Annotated in this window: 14 protein-coding genes; 12 read left to right on the plus strand and 2 right to left on the minus strand. The window is 62.5% G+C overall.

Annotated features, from left to right (window positions below; genetic code table 11):
* Positions 1 to 30: 30 nt before the first annotated feature.
* From EH165_RS07825 to EH165_RS07835, 3 genes are read left to right on the plus strand one after another with little or no spacing between them, the layout of a single operon-like run.
* On the plus strand, positions 31 to 984 hold the full coding sequence (locus EH165_RS07825) for an ABC transporter ATP-binding protein (protein WP_124798972.1): 954 nt from the start codon (positions 31 to 33) through the stop codon (positions 982 to 984).
* Positions 981 to 1,763 carry an ABC transporter permease gene (locus EH165_RS07830; RefSeq protein ID WP_206425859.1) on the plus strand — a complete coding sequence of 261 codons (783 nt, stop codon included), beginning with the start codon at positions 981 to 983 and terminating at the stop codon, positions 1,761 to 1,763. Before EH165_RS07825 ends, EH165_RS07830 begins: the two co-directional genes overlap by 4 nt.
* A gap of 55 nt (positions 1,764 to 1,818) precedes the next feature.
* The gene (locus EH165_RS07835) at positions 1,819 to 2,838 is read left to right on the plus strand and encodes a COX15/CtaA family protein (protein ID WP_164479158.1); all 1,020 of its coding nucleotides are present in this window, start codon (positions 1,819 to 1,821) and stop codon (positions 2,836 to 2,838) included.
* Here EH165_RS07835 and EH165_RS07840 read toward each other — a convergent pair.
* Positions 2,835 to 3,194, minus strand: a complete 360-nt coding sequence (locus tag EH165_RS07840; protein WP_124798974.1) for a hypothetical protein — start codon at positions 3,192 to 3,194, stop codon at positions 2,835 to 2,837. The two genes, EH165_RS07835 and EH165_RS07840, sit on opposite strands and share 4 nt — an antisense overlap.
* Before the next feature lie 24 nt (positions 3,195 to 3,218).
* Positions 3,219 to 4,160, minus strand: coding sequence for a heme o synthase (locus tag EH165_RS07845; protein ID WP_124800393.1), 942 nt, complete (start codon positions 4,158 to 4,160; stop codon positions 3,219 to 3,221).
* 340 nt (positions 4,161 to 4,500) lie between these two features.
* Between EH165_RS07845 and tkt the strand changes: the two genes are divergently transcribed.
* The 9 genes from tkt to EH165_RS07890 all read left to right on the plus strand — a co-directional run bounded on the left by tkt (position 4,501) and on the right by EH165_RS07890 (position 14,871).
* Positions 4,501 to 6,609 (plus strand): transketolase, encoded by a 2,109-nt coding sequence (gene tkt / locus EH165_RS07850; protein WP_124798975.1) that lies wholly within the window; start codon positions 4,501 to 4,503, stop codon positions 6,607 to 6,609.
* A 140-nt stretch (positions 6,610 to 6,749) separates the two neighbouring features.
* The gene (tal, locus tag EH165_RS07855) at positions 6,750 to 7,862 is read left to right on the plus strand and encodes a transaldolase (protein ID WP_124798976.1); all 1,113 of its coding nucleotides are present in this window, start codon (positions 6,750 to 6,752) and stop codon (positions 7,860 to 7,862) included.
* 113 nt (positions 7,863 to 7,975) lie between these two features.
* Complete coding sequence (gene zwf / locus EH165_RS07860; RefSeq protein WP_124798977.1) at positions 7,976 to 9,505, plus strand: glucose-6-phosphate dehydrogenase; 1,530 nt, start codon at positions 7,976 to 7,978, stop codon at positions 9,503 to 9,505.
* Between the two features lie 55 nt (positions 9,506 to 9,560).
* Positions 9,561 to 10,781: a glucose-6-phosphate dehydrogenase assembly protein OpcA gene (gene opcA / locus EH165_RS07865; RefSeq protein WP_124798978.1), complete on the plus strand. Its 1,221-nt coding sequence runs from the start codon at positions 9,561 to 9,563 to the stop codon at positions 10,779 to 10,781.
* Complete coding sequence (gene pgl / locus EH165_RS07870) at positions 10,781 to 11,533, plus strand: 6-phosphogluconolactonase (RefSeq protein ID WP_124800394.1); 753 nt, start codon at positions 10,781 to 10,783, stop codon at positions 11,531 to 11,533. The genes opcA and pgl overlap by 1 nt, the downstream gene beginning before the upstream one ends.
* A 123-nt stretch (positions 11,534 to 11,656) precedes the next feature.
* Positions 11,657 to 12,643, plus strand: coding sequence for a malate dehydrogenase (locus tag EH165_RS07875; RefSeq protein ID WP_124798979.1), 987 nt, complete (start codon positions 11,657 to 11,659; stop codon positions 12,641 to 12,643).
* 88 nt (positions 12,644 to 12,731) lie between these two features.
* Complete coding sequence (locus tag EH165_RS07880; RefSeq protein WP_124798980.1) at positions 12,732 to 13,994, plus strand: SLC13 family permease; 1,263 nt, start codon at positions 12,732 to 12,734, stop codon at positions 13,992 to 13,994.
* Between the two features lie 14 nt (positions 13,995 to 14,008).
* Positions 14,009 to 14,446 (plus strand): NUDIX domain-containing protein, encoded by a 438-nt coding sequence (locus EH165_RS07885; RefSeq protein ID WP_124798981.1) that lies wholly within the window; start codon positions 14,009 to 14,011, stop codon positions 14,444 to 14,446.
* On the plus strand, positions 14,443 to 14,871 hold the full coding sequence (locus tag EH165_RS07890) for a hypothetical protein (protein WP_124798982.1): 429 nt from the start codon (positions 14,443 to 14,445) through the stop codon (positions 14,869 to 14,871). The genes EH165_RS07885 and EH165_RS07890 overlap by 4 nt, the downstream gene beginning before the upstream one ends.
* The last annotated feature ends 9 nt before the right edge of the window (positions 14,872 to 14,880 follow it).

Raw genomic sequence — 14,880 nt, forward strand, 5'->3', positions numbered from 1 at the left:
GGTGGCCAGTTCCGCCTAAACTCGGTAGTTGTGACTTCCGCACCACCGAGGCAGGACCCGGCCAGCGCCGCGCCCGCCCTTGAGATAACCGGCCTCGTGAGGCGTTTCGGTGATTTTGTTGCGGTGGACGGTATTGACCTCACCCTCCCGCGCGGCAAAATTTTGGCGCTACTCGGACCGAACGGCGCGGGAAAAACCACCACCGTTGAAATCTGTGAAGGTTTTGCGCGCCCAGACGCCGGCCACGTCCGTGTTTTGGGTTTGGATCCGTGGCGGGATTCCGCTGCCCTACGCCCGCGAATGGGAGTCATGCTGCAAGCTGGCGGCGCCCACGCCTCAGCGAAGGTCGGCGAAATGCTGGCGTTGATCGCGGCGTGCAGCGCCAATCCGCTTAGTCCTAAGTGGCTCCTCAAGACGCTCGGGCTGTCGGAGGTGACGAACACTGCGGTTCGGCGCCTCTCCGGCGGTCAGGCCCAGCGATTGAGTTTAGCCATGGCGTTAGTTGGCCGACCCGAAATCCTGTTCCTCGACGAGCCCACTGCCGGCATGGACCCGCAAGCCCGTCACCTTGTCTGGGACCTGCTCAAAGCCGCCCGTCAGGACGGCGTTGCCGTCTTACTCACCACCCACCTACTCGATGAGGCGGAACTTCTCGCCGACCATGTTGTCATCGTCGACAACGGTCGGGTGGTGGCCAGCGGTTCGCTTGCAGAGTTGATCGGCGGCGAGAGTGACCATCTGGCCTTCTCCGCGATCAGCGGTCTCAACCTCGATCTGGTGTTGACGGCGCTACCCCATGGCTACTCCGCTGCAGAAAGGGAGCCCGGCCATTACCGGATCTACGGCGACATCACCCCCACCGCCATGGCCACGGTAACTGCCTGGTGCGCCCAGGTAGGCGTTCTCGTCACCGATCTGCGCGTCGGTCAGCGCAGCCTCGACGATGTCTACCTCGAATTAACCGGCAGAAAGATCCGCGCGTGAGTAGCGACCACCTGTTTCCACCCGGAACCTTTGCGCCCGCAGCAGCGAGGTCCTCCCTCGGGTCGATGTTGCGTGCCCACACGTTTTTTGAACTCAGACTCCTCGTGCGCAACGGCGAGCAACTGCTGCTGGCGCTGGTGATCCCCCTTGCGGCCTTGATCGGTTTGACCTACTTCACCGGCATCGAACTTCAGGAACCGCGGATTGCTTCTGTCACCCCGGGCATCTGGACCCTTGCCGTGATGTCCACCGCATTTACCTCCCTGGCTATTTCCACCGCCTTTGATCGGCGCTACGGCACCGCAAAAAGGCTTGCAGCATCGGGGGTTCAGAGGTGGCTGCTCCTCGCGGGTAAATCCTGCGCCATCGGCATCGTGATCGTGTTTCAGCTGGTTTTGCTCTCGCTGGTCGCCGTTATCCTCGGCTGGAAGCCGCAAGGGACCGTGGTCTGGGCGCTGCCACTGCTGGTGCTGGGAGCCGCGGCTTTCACCGGTCTTGGCATCCTACTCGGCGGTACCTTGCGCGCAGAAGCAGTTCTGGCCTTAGCCAACCTGATCTGGCTGTCAATGATCGCCATTGGCGGTGTGGTGATTCCCCTGACCTCTGCGCCGCGCTGGCTCGATGTAGTCGGCCAGCTCACTCCCGGCGGCGCCTTGTCGTCATCGCTACGCGATGTTCTCCAGCACGGCCAATCGCCCTCGGCCTCGGCTGTTCTGGTTCTGGCAGCGTGGACAGTCCTTGCCTGGGGCGCCGCCGTACGCTGGTTCTCATGGCAGTAAACATTTATTTGCTGCTGCCTTTCTCGCCCATCTCCGACCACGTTTGCTGAGCCCCATGACCTCCCTCGCGTCAAAGAATTCGCCCACCACCACCGCATGGTTCCTGCGCGCGCCATCGATGCGTTTACAACGCGGTTTTGCTCTTGCAGCAGTGATATCCAATGCACTGATTGCCGTGACGGGTGCGGTGGTTCGCGTTACCGGATCCGGCCTTGGCTGCCCCACTTGGCCCGAGTGCCATCCCGGGTCGCTAGTGCCCGTTCAGCGGTCTCAGCAATCCGCGTTGCATCAAGCGATTGAGTTCGGCAACCGCACTCTGACCGGGGTGGTGCTGATTGCGTCATTGGGCACCTTGGTGCTGCTGTGGCGTGCACGGCCGCAACGACGTTCCGTGGTCAAGATTGCTCTGCTTCTGCCTCTGGGGGTACTTTTCCAAGCCCTCTGGGGCGGTCTCACGGTGCTCACCGGTTTGGTCTGGTGGACGGTGGCGCCGCACATGCTGGTCTCACTGGTCATCGTTTTCGTAGCGACCTGGATCTACCAGCGACTCGGCGAAGGCGACGGGCCGGTTCGTTACACAGTGCCGAAACCACTGGTCACGCTGGTGTGGGCAACATGCGCCGTACTGCTTGCGCTGAGTGTGATGGGAACCCTCGTCACCGCAGCCGGACCGCATGCCGGCGACGAGAAAACTGCGCGTTTAGACCTGCCAGTTCCCATGTTGGCGCAGATACACGCCGACCTCATGTTCTTGTACCTCGGTTTGCTGATCGCGTTGGGCGTGGGCCTTCTCGCTGTCTCGGCATCCCCGGCGCTACGGAGACGACTCTGGTGGCTGGTTGGCATCACGATGTCGCAGGGGCTTATTGGGATCGTTCAGTACCTCACAGGAGTTCCCGAGATCTTAGTGGTGTTCCACGTGGGAGGTGCCACATTATTGGTCGCTGCCGCGGGACGGCTGGCTTTCGGCACCCGAGCACGAGCTGCCGCCCTAGGGGAACATCCAGCTCAAGACCCTGCTCGCCGATCTCAGGCAGGTTCTGCGAACACTCAGGCGGTTAAGCAGTCCGCCTAGCGGCCTGTTCCAGCCATCCTCGTCCGGTCCTGCACAGAAGGTGCGACCAGCTCCGCGGTGCTCCGATCCCACTCTCCAACAGTGAGCTGGGGAATCTGTGCGCAAACCTCGCGGGCGTCAGCCACCGATGCCACGATCGCATCTCCATAGACGCCGTCCACCGCGACGATGACGATGCGAACGCCGCTTCGTCCCATGGATTCCACGACGGCGGTCGCTTCAGCTCCGTGCCGGGCAACGAGTGAACTCAAGTGCTTAATGGCCTGATTCCGCAGTCGCTCGGCATCGATATTCATCGTCCATTTCGGAACCCGAGCAAACACCGCGTCGAGCCAGGTGCCAAGCGTCGGGCTCATCTTCATGCGGTCCTCGTCATTCGGTCACCACTGGGGCCAGCCAAATACCTGGAGCCCGATGGCAGCATCGACGGCCCAGGCAATTGATACCAACATCAAGTACACGTTCGACATATGAAAAAGCGTCATGGGCTTGGCATCCGCGCCGGTCAAGACCCTGCTGTGAAGGCGATGGGCGAGGGCGAGGAACCAGACGCCGGCAGGGACAGCCACAGCGGCATAGATCCATGACGAGGCGGGCAGCAGCAGCAGGGAACACGCCACCATTCCCCAGCTGTACAGCACGATCTGCCGCACCACTTCGGTCTGGGGAGCTACTACCGGCAACATGGGCACGCCCGCGGCTGCGTAGTCGTCTTTGTATCTCATCGCCAGCGCCCAGGTGTGGGGAGGCGTCCAGAAGAAGATGACACCGAAAAACACCCATGCGGGCCAACCGATGGAGCCGGTGATAGCGGACCAACCGATTAACACCGGCATACAACCGGCCAAGCCACCCCAAACAATGTTCTGACTGGTACGGCGTTTGAGCCACATCGAGTACACGAAAACGTAGAAGAGGATTGCCACCACGGCCAAAACTGCCGCGAACAGATTTGCAGTGACCCACAAGAACGCGCTGGCGAAGATTCCAAGTACGATGCCGAAAATTAGGGCGTTGCGAGTGGGGACCATGTGGCGGGCCAACGGACGGGTGCGGGTGCGCCGCATTTTGGCGTCAATGTCGGCGTCCACCACCATGTTGAGCGCGTTTGCGCTGCCCGCGGCGAGAGTTCCGCCAACGAGGGTAGCCAGCGCCAGTCCCAGCGAGGGAACCTGACGCTCAGCGGCAATCATCGACGGAATGGTGGTGATGAGCAGCAGTTCGATGATGCGCGGTTTAGTGAGCGCAACGTAAGCGCCGACCCGCTCCCGGAGGTTGGTGGCCGCTCCGTCAACGATCACGGGCGCCTTTTCGCCTCCCACTGGATCAGCGGTCTTGGCGGCGGACGAATCAGCCGACGATGCCGAGCGCACCTGGCAGCTCCCTTGCGAGTAAGCAATTCTTGGTATCGAGATGGGGTGGCTGCGAGCACTCAACTCTGCGACACACTCCCCCTGCCAACTCTAGTCCGCGCAGGCTGCGGGAGCGGTGCGGGCCTCGCCACACCTGTGTCGTCGGTAGCGCTGTCTGCGATGCAGATCACGCGCGTTAGGCTACTTCCGTATCGATTCACCTGTGTTCAGCACGCCACCCCCGGGTACCAAGTAACCGCGGGAGCAGCAACGAGAAGCCCTAAGAGATCTTAAGGAGAGTCAAAGCCTGATGAGTGCCCATTACAGCAGCGCCGAAATCACCGAACTCACCACCGCGAAGCATCCCAGCGGCTGGACTGATGTTGACACGAAAGCTGTTGACACCGTTCGTGTGTTGGCCGCCGACGCAGTTCAAAAGGTCGGCAATGGTCACCCCGGCACCGCGATGTCACTGGCTCCCTTGGCGTACACGCTCTATCAAAAGGTGATGCGCCACGACCCCGCAGACGAGCAATGGATTGGTCGGGACCGGTTCGTTCTTTCCTGCGGCCACTCCAGTCTGACCCAGTACATCCAGCTCTACCTGGGCGGCTTCGGCTTGGAACTCGATGATTTGAAAGCACTCCGCACCTGGGGGTCGTTGACCCCGGGTCACCCCGAACACCGGCACACACGCGGCGTCGAGCTCACCACCGGCCCACTCGGTCAAGGCCTCGCCTCCGCTGTGGGAATGGCGATGGCTGCTCGTCGCGAGCGTGGCCTCTTCGATCCGGCTGCTGCCCCGGGCGAGTCGCCCTTCGACCATTTCATCTACGTCATCGCCTCCGACGGCGACATTGAGGAAGGCGTCACGTCCGAAGCGTCCTCCATCGCTGGCCGTCAGCAGTTGGGAAATTTGGTCGTCTTTTATGACGCCAATCAGATCTCCATCGAAGACGACGTCAATATCGCACTCTCCGAGGATGTAGCCGCGCGCTACGCCGCCTACGGCTGGCACACCCAAATCGTCAATGGTGGCGAGAACGTCACTGGCATCTTGGAAGCTATCGACAACGCGAAAGCTGTCACAGACAAGCCCTCCTTCATCGAGGTCCGCACCGTCATCGGCTTCCCGTCTCCCGGTAAGCAGAACACCGGCAAGATTCACGGCAGTGCCCTCGGGCCTGACGAAGTGGCCGCTACCAAAGTGGTTCTTGGTTTCGACCCGGAAAAGTCCTTCGATATCGACGACGCGGTGATCGCTCACACCCGCGAACTCGTTGGTCGCGGCGAAGAGGCAAAAGCCCAGTGGCAGAAGACGTTCGACTCCTGGGCTGCAGCTAACCCGGCCAACAAGGCGCTGTTCGATCGCTTGGAGACCCGCGAACTACCCGCAGGCTGGGAAGCAGCGCTGCCGACTTGGGACGTAGACCCGAAGGGCGTCGCCACCCGCGCCGCCTCGGGTGCGGTCCTCACGGCCTTGGCCGATATTCTCCCCGAGTTGTGGGGCGGCAGCGCCGATCTAGCCGAGTCGAACAACACGACCATGAAGGGCGCCGATTCGTTCGGACCCGTTGCCGCAGCTACCGGCGAGTGGAAGGCCACCCCCTACGGCCGCACCTTGCACTTTGGTATTCGCGAACACGCAATGGGCGCCATCCTCACCGGCATCGCTGTGCACGGACCAACGCGACCGTACGGCGGCACCTTCATGGTGTTTTCCGACTACATGCGCGGCGCCGTGCGGTTGGCGGCCGTCATGCAAGCTCCGGTCACCTACGTGTGGACCCACGACTCGATCGGCCTCGGCGAAGACGGCCCCACCCACCAGCCGGTAGAGCACCTCGCCGCATTGCGAGCGATCCCCGGCCTGGCGATTCTGCGACCAGCAGATGCCAACGAGACCGCGTTTGCGTGGAAAGCCATTCTGGAAAAGCATGTTGATGCAGCTGGCGGCCCTGTCGGCATCGCGTTGACACGGCAGAACGTACCCGTGCTCGCCGGGACATCGGCAGCGGGCGTGGCAAAGGGGGCGTACGTCCTCGAGAAGGCCGAAGGCGAACTTCAGGTCATCTTGATGGCCTCCGGTTCGGAGGTGCAACTCGCTGTCGAGGCCCGCGCCACACTGGAGGCCGCAGGCGTGGGCACCCGCGTGGTCTCCGTACCGTGCATGGACTTCTTCGCAGATCAGGATGTTGCCTACCGTAACGAAATTTTGCCGCCAACGGTCCGCGCTCGGGTGTCGGTCGAAGCTGGGATTTCGCAGCCTTGGTACCGCTGGATCGGCGACGCCGGAAAGCACATCGGCATCGAGCACTTCGGAGCATCCGCCGATGCTGCCACCCTGTTCCGCGAGTTTGGCATCACTGCCGATGCTGTAGTCGCAGCGGCCAAGCAGTCCATCATCGACGCTTCCTAGGATTTCTGCGCCCGTGGTGCGTCGAGCAGAATCGGCGCACCCGGGAGCGCTTTTTCACCCCCGTCAAAATCGGGGTATCCATTTCATGGCCGGTACACAGCACCACGGAGACCGGCCTCCACGAGGAGAAGAAGGTTTCCATGAGTAACGACCGCCTTGCCGATCTGACAGCAGCCGGAGTGTCGCTGTGGCTCGATGATCTGTCCCGCAACCGCATCAAGTCTGGTGACTTGGAAAACCTGATTGCCACCAAGCACATCAGCGGAGTCACCACCAACCCCACTATCTTCGCTGGCGCGCTTTCCAAGGGCGAGGCTTATGCCGAGCAGGTCGCCGTGCTAGCCAAGTCTGGCGCCACCGTGGACGAGGCTGTTCGGGCACTGACCACCGATGACGTCCGGGACGCCGCCGATATTTTCGCTGGTGTTTTTGCGGCCACCGACGGGGTTGACGGGCGCGTCTCCATCGAGGTGGAGCCAGGCCTGGCAAACGACACCGAAGCCACCACCAAGCAGGCACGCGAGCTGTCCGACACCGTCGACCGGCCGAACCTCTTGGTGAAGATCCCGGCCACCGTCCAGGGTTTGAGTTCCATCACTGCGACGCTTGCCGAAGGCATCAGCGTGAACGTGACATTAATTTTCTCGCTGGACCGGTACGCCGCTGTGATCGAGGCCTTTATCGAAGGCATCAAGCAGGCCCAAGCCGCAGGCAAGGACGTCAGCAAGATCCATTCCGTGGCCTCATTCTTCGTCTCCCGCGTTGACAGCGAAATAGACAAGCGTCTGGATGCGATCGGGACCGAAGACGCCAAGTCGCTCAAGGGCAAGGCAGCTATCGCTAATGCTCGGTTGGCCTACGAACTCTTCGAGAAGCGCTTTGCGGCAGCAGATTGGGCGCCGTTCGCCGCCGAGGGCGCTCACGCACAACGGCCCCTGTGGGCTTCGACCGGCGTGAAGGATCCCGCCTATGACGACACCCAATATGTTGTCGAGCTTGTAGCACCGGGCACGGTCAACACCGCCCCGGAGAAGACAATCGACGCCGTCGCCGACCACGGGGTCGTCCGCGGTGACACCATCGACGGTAGCTACGACGCCGCACGGCAGGTTTTCGCTGATCTGGGCGCCGTCGGCATCGACCTCGATGACGTTTACGAGATTTTGGAAACCGAAGGCGTTTCCAAGTTCATCGTTTCCTGGGGCGAACTGCTGGAAACCGTCAAGACGGCATTGGCTGCCGCCAAGGCCTGATGCGCTGCTGAAGCGGAGCGGTCGGCGCCCCGATGTCCTCGACCTCTCTGCTTCTCTCATCCCCCGCCCTGACCGGGCGGGTAAATCTTGCGAACAGGAAAGACCCACCACTCATGCCGGTCACGACGAATCCGCTACGCGATCCACGGGACAAACGTCTCCCCCGCATCGCCGGCCCCTCCGGCATTGTCATTTTTGGCGTCACCGGGGACCTTTCCCGCAAGAAACTGATGCCTGCCATCTACGACCTCGCCAACCGCGGGTTGCTACCGCCCGGATTCTCTCTCGTTGGTTTTGCGCGCCGCGACTGGGCTAACGAGGACTTCGGCACCGTAGTGCACGATGCGGTGAAACAGTATGCGCGGACGCCATTCTCGGAGGAAGTCTGGCGGCACCTGGCCGAGGGCTTCCGTTTTGTCCAGGGCACCTTCGATGATGACGGCGCCTTCGACACGCTGGCTGCGACACTCAAGGAGCTGGACGACACTCGTGGCACCGGCGGCAACCATGCCTTCTACTTCTCCATCCCGCCGAGCTCATTCCCGGTGGTGTGCAAGCAACTTGCCCGCTCCGGACTCGCTGCCCATACTCCGGATCAGTGGCGCCGAGTCGTCATCGAGAAGCCATTCGGGCACGACTTAGCCAGTGCGCAGGATCTCAACACGGTGGTGAACTCGGTGTTCCCACCGGAGTCCGTATTCCGCATCGACCATTACCTTGGCAAGGAGACCGTCCAGAACCTGCTGGCGCTTCGTTTTGCCAACCAACTATTCGAGCCGATCTGGAATGCCCACTACGTCGACCATGTGCAGATCACCATGGCCGAGGACATCGGTATTGGTGGGCGGGCGGGATATTACGACGGCATTGGGGCCGCCCGCGATGTCATCCAGAATCACCTGATTCAACTTCTCGCTTTGACCGCGATGGAGGAGCCGGTCTCGTTCGAGCCCAAAGACCTTCGCGCAGAGAAGACGAAAGTCCTTTCTCAGGTGCAACTCCCGAAAGATTTGCTGGCCTCTACTGCCCGTGGGCAATACACCGGCGGTTGGCAGGGCGGTGCTAAAGTGGTCGGATATTTGGAGGAGGACGGTATTTCGCCATCGTCGACCACCGAAACCTTCGCGGCTGTCAAGCTTCTCGTGGATACTCGCAGATGGGCCGGGGTCCCGTTTTACCTGCGTACTGGCAAACGGCTGGGACGTCGGGTCAGCGAGATCGCGATGGTCTTCAAACGCGCGCCGCACCTGCCGTTTTCCCATACCGACACCGAAGAACTGGGCGCCAACGCGATCGTCATCCGCGTCCAACCCGACGAGGGCGTCACTATCCGCTTCGGTTCCAAAGTGCCGGGGCCGAGCATGGAAGTCCGCGACGTGAGCATGGACTTCTCCTACGGACAGTCATTTACCGAGGCTTCTCCCGAGGCCTACGAGCGGTTGATTCTCGACGTGCTGCTCGGCGAGCCATCCTTGTTCCCGCAGGATGAAGAAGTCGAATTGTCCTGGAAAATCCTGGATCCGATCGAAAAGGCATGGAGCCGCAAGGGAACCCAGCCCGACTCCTACCAGTCCGGTACCTGGGGCCCCGCCTCTGCGGATGCCATGATGGCCCGCGATGGCCGCGTCTGGCGTCGACCGTGATGATGCCGCGGAGTTTTCTTCTCGCTATTACTGCTCGCGATAAAGGAGCGACCTCATGATCATCGACCTGCCTTCCACCACCACCTCAGCAATCAACAAGTCGCTAGTAAGCCTTCGTGAGCAAGGCGGCGCGGTCACGACCGGGCGAGTGTTGACGATGGTGATCGTCACCGACGAGGGGGCTTCCGAAGAAGCCATTGCTGCGGCCAACGAAGCGTCCTTTGAGCATCCCTGTCGCGTGATCGTGATCGCGAAAGGAAATAGGCGGGGCATCGCACGGCTGGATGCACAAATTCGCGTGGGCGGTGATGCGGGCGCGAGCGAAGTCATTGTGTTGCGCCTCTTCGGGGAGCTGACCGGACACGGCGCTTCGGCCACCGTCCCGCTGCTGCTGCCCGATGCTCCAGTCGTGGTGTGGTGGCCGGGTTCGGCGCCCGCTATCCCCGCGCAGGACCCGATCGGCCAGCTCGCCGCCCGCCGGATCACGGACGCAGCTTCCGCCGCTCGTCCGCTGGCCGCGATGAACAGCAGAGCCGCCTCCTACACTCCGGGTGACACTGATCTGGCCTGGACTCGTTTGACGACCTGGCGCGGCCTCCTGGCTGCGTCGCTGGATCAGCCGCCGCACGAACCGATCTTGTCGGTCACGGTCGCTGGCGCCTCGGATTCACCTTCTACCGATCTACTGGCCGGCTGGCTGGCGCTGAGGCTGAAGGTGCCAGTGAAGCGTGTCAAGGCGAAGGCGGGCGCCGGGATGCAAAGTGTGGTGCTGAACCGTAAGTCGGGTCCACTCAGCCTGTCTCGCGACGATAGCGACACCGCTACTCTCGGGGCTCCGGGCCAGCCGGACCGCCACCTCTCGCTGCCGCGTCGCAGTTTGCGAGATTGCATCGCGGAAGAACTACGGCGTCTTGACGCCGACGAGGTTTACGAAGAAGTGCTGAAGAAGGGGCTCACGAAAGTCAACGGACCGCAGCCCCCAGCGCGGGTCATCAAGCCCCGCCCGTCGGCGGCCGACTTTGTCGCTCGCCGCACGGATCTGGCAGAAGCAAAGGACCGCAAGCGCGAAACAACGGCCCTCGGCTCCATCGCGCGCGCAACACGAGGCGGTCCAGCCCGACGAAAGGCGGACGCGCCCGAGGACGCTGCGCCCTCCAAGACGGCGGTTCCCCAGAGGAAGCCACCCCGAGCCGCAGCACCCCAAGCCGCAGCTTCGAAGGCTGCCAGTACACCCAAGAGGGCTGCGCGTAAGCCTGCCGCTCAGTCTGGCGCGTGATGGTCAGCCCACAATTAGTGCTGCACGCGAACGCGTCCCAATTGGCGGCGGCTGCGGCGGCTCGCTTGGTGACGAAACTGGTAGACCTGCAATCCTTCGGGCGGATCCCGTCCGTGGTGTTGACCGGCGGCACTATCGGCATCGAGATGCTCGCAAGCATCAACGCCTCCCCCGCCCGAGACGCGATCGACTGGAGCCGAGTCGACTTCTATTGGGGTGACGAACGTTTCGTGCCTGCTGACTCGCCGGACAGAAACGAAAAGCAAGCTCGACAAGCGCTGCTCGACCATGTCCCGGTCAACCCAGATCGGGTGCACGCCATGGCCTCGTCAGATGGCAAATACGGTGACGATCTCGACGCCGCTGCGGCTGCATACAGCGACCTGGTCGACCACTGCAACGGGTTCGACATCACCATGCTGGGGCTAGGGCCCGATGGCCACGTTGCATCGGTCTTCCCCAAGAATCCGGGCGTCTACGAGACGCGGCCAGCATTCGGGGTGCGGAACTCTCCGAAGCCGCCGCCGCTACGGATCTCCCTATCCCTGCCGACGATTCGTACCTCCGATGAGGTGTGGATCATCACAGCTGGATCATCCAAAGCAGATGCGGTTGCGTTGGCATTGGGTGGGGCTGGCGAGATCGCCATTCCCGCAGCTGGGGCGACCGGGATCAAACGGACGCTCTGGATGCTTGACCGTGAGGCTGCTGTGAGGTTGCCCTCGTCGGTATTGCGAGCCCCTGTCTCCTGACATGCTTATTGACCAGCGGCCGCGCTGAAGCGGTCGCTGTTGCTACCGGCGGGGAACGACCCCGTCGCGAATTGCTCCGGAACTGGTTGCCAGAATTCCGAAGTCCCTCAAGGAGGAGGATCCATGACGAAGGCTCCGGTCAAAGTCACTGTCACCGGCGCGGCCGGCCAGATCGGCTACGCATTGCTGTTTCGCATCGCATCCGGGCAAATGCTGGGGCTCGACACACCGGTCAAACTCAGCCTGTTGGAAATCACCCCGGCGTTGCGCGCTGCCGAGGGCACTGCGATGGAACTTACCGACTGCGCCTTCCCACTCCTGGAGAGCATCGAGATCACCGATGACGCCACCAGGGCGTTCGACGGCACGAGCGTCGCGCTGCTCGTCGGCGCCCGTCCCCGTGGCCCAGGTATGGAGCGCGGCGACCTGCTGTCGGCCAACGGCGGCATTTTCAAGCCACAGGGCGCTGCCCTGAATAATGGTGCGGCTGAGGATATTCGAGTGCTGGTGGTTGGCAATCCTGCCAATTCCAACGCACTTATCGCGCAACAGAACGCGCCGGATATCCCGGCAAACCGCTTCTCGGCCATGATGCGCTTGGATCACAACCGCGCATTAGCTCAGGCGGCCCAGAAGCTCGGAGTCTCCGTATCCGACATCTCGAACATGACCATCTGGGGTAACCACTCCGCGACCCAATACCCGGATCTTGTGCACGCACAGTTCGGCGGTCGCTCGATTGCCGAGCAGGTTGAGCGCGACTGGTTGGAGGGCACTTTCATCCCCACGGTGGCCAAGCGCGGCGCGGCAATTATCGAAGCTCGCGGAGCTTCTTCCGCCGCTTCCGCAGCCAACGCCGCCATCGATCACGTCCACTCGTGGGTGCATGGCACGGCCGAGGGCGACTGGACCTCCGCCGGTGTGGTGTCCGACGGATCGTACGGGATCCCCGAAGGCCTAATTTCCGGGTTCCCCGTCACCTCCACGGGCGGCGACTGGGAGATTGTCTCCGACCTGGAGATCGACGATTTCTCCCGCGCTCGCATCGATGCCTCTGTTGCCGAACTGGTCGAGGAGCGCGACGCAATCCGCGAACTGGGCCTGATCTGACGTCGCGATAGCGCGGAACTGCGGCGCTGGAGCACACCATTGGCGGTGTACTCCAGCGACGTAGTTCTTTTTCATACAGGAGGCAGCATTGTCGCCGGCGGTTATGTCCGTGGTGGGCGTGGCGTTGTTGTTGGCTGTACTGGGCTTTGCGTTTTGGCGGCCGCGCGGCCTACCAGAAGTTGTCCTCGCAGCCCCCGCGGCTGGCGCTACCGTGTTGCTAGGTATTGCCAGTCCCCAGCAAGCGTGGGAATCGGTGCACCAACTGGGCCCGACGTTGATCTTTCTCGGGGCGACACTGCTGATCGCGCACCTGCTCGATCGCGATGGTGTCTTCGAATGGCTCGGTGGAATCCTCGGGGTGCGCAGCGCCGGGCGCCCTGCGCGACTGCTCTTGCGCGTATTCATTGCCGCTGCTGTCACTACCGCGGTGCTCAGCTTGGATGCGACCGTCGTGCTGTTGACTCCCGCTATCTTGGTGACGGTGAAGCGGCTCCGGTTCGCCGCCGCGCCGCCCCTCTACGCCAGCGCGCATCTTGCCAATTCCGCTTCCCTCCTGCTTCCGGTGTCGAACCTCACCAACCTGTTGGCCTACCAAGCTGTCGGCTTGTCTTTCGCCGGCTTTACGTCGTTGATGGCGCTGCCGTGGGTGGGGGCGGTGCTCGTGGAGTACGCCGTATTCCGTCTATATTTTCGACAGCAACTGGTTGCTTTGCCCGCGGCCCAACAGGTTTCGGCCGATACACTTCGCGCTGCGCCGCGCACCTGCCTGGCTATCCTTGCCGCCATCCTCGCTGGGTTCGGCCTCTCTCCACTGGCGGGAGTGGAATCGGTCTGGGTGGCCGTTGCTGGCGCCAGCGTGCTGGCCGTTCGCGCGTTGCTTCGCCGCGAAACACACCCGCGCGCGTTGCTGCGTGAGATCAACGTGCCGTTCATCGCATTCGTCGCGTGCCTAGCGATCGTGGTCGCGGGCGCCACCTCCCACGGCATTGAGAGCGCACTAGCCGCTTTGCTGCCGTCGGGAACATCGTGGTGGTCGCTGGTAATGATCGCCGGACTCGCAGCTGCGCTGTCGAATGTGGTAAATAATCTCCCCGCAACGCTTCTCCTGGTCGCCGCTCTCGGGCACCCTGCGGCTCCGGCCGCGGTACTAGCCGTTCTGATTGGCGTGAACATTGGCCCGAATCTCACGTACACGGGCTCGCTGGCGACGTTGCTGTGGCGCCGGGTTTTAGTGTCTAAGGACGCTATGCCCTCGCTCAAGACGTTTACCCTGCTGGGGGTCGCCACCGCGCCCGCGGCCATCATCGTTGCCGTCACGGGGTTGTGGGTCGCCCTCACCTACTGGGGCTGAGAGAATAGGAACCGATGAAAAACACGCTCAGAGCCAGGTCCCCTCGGCACGCCGTTCCACATCGAGTGGCGGGTGTTGTGTTCCGCGGCGACAAGGTGCTGCTGGCAAAATCCGCCCCATCGCTTCAGGATGAGCACAGTTGGCACTTGCCGGGTGGAGTACCCGATCCCGCAGAGGACTGCGCCCAAGCACTGGGCCGGCTCGTCCAGCAAAATACCGGCCAGCAGGTGAGTGTCGGCCCCGAAGTGCACCACACGATAGAGGTCGTGGATACGCAACGCGTGCAGGAGTTCACCTTTGGTTGTCTGCTGCAGGCTTGGGCGCCCCTGCGGCTCGCCGAACCCGGCCATCAACTAGCGTGGCTCCCGGTGGACGACATCCCCGGATCAGTTTCGGGTGCTACCCGCAACGCGATCGCGTCCTGGCGGGACCATCCGGAGAGGACCATATGACGGAACCCGGCAGCGCATACTTCAGTTCGCTGAGTATCAGCTTCGATGCTCCCGGCGAGGGACGCCTTGACGCCGCGCCCGAGTGGCTCACCGCGGCAGACACCGACCGCAGCGATGTCGGGCTGGCATCGATCAGGACGCGGATCGTCGACCCTGTCGTATCCAGCTTGCTCTCGCCGCAGGAGTTGCAGGGACTTCTCGTATACCGGGATGGACGAGAAGTCTGGGTCCACCTGGAATCTCGCGATGACTCTGTTTCAATATTCCTGCACAGCGCGGACTTGCAGCCCGAATACGCTGAGGCAGCGGCAATGGCTCAGCACCTTGCCAGCCAACTCGAGGACTGGGTGTGCGAAACCAGCTTCGGATGGGGCCAGCAGCGGATCGCTCGGTACACCCTGCCCGAACAGCCCGGTGGCCAGTGAGCTGAGAAG

This window comes from Nakamurella antarctica (assembly GCF_003860405.1).
GTDB classification, from domain to species: Bacteria; Actinomycetota; Actinomycetes; order Mycobacteriales; family Nakamurellaceae; genus Nakamurella; species Nakamurella antarctica.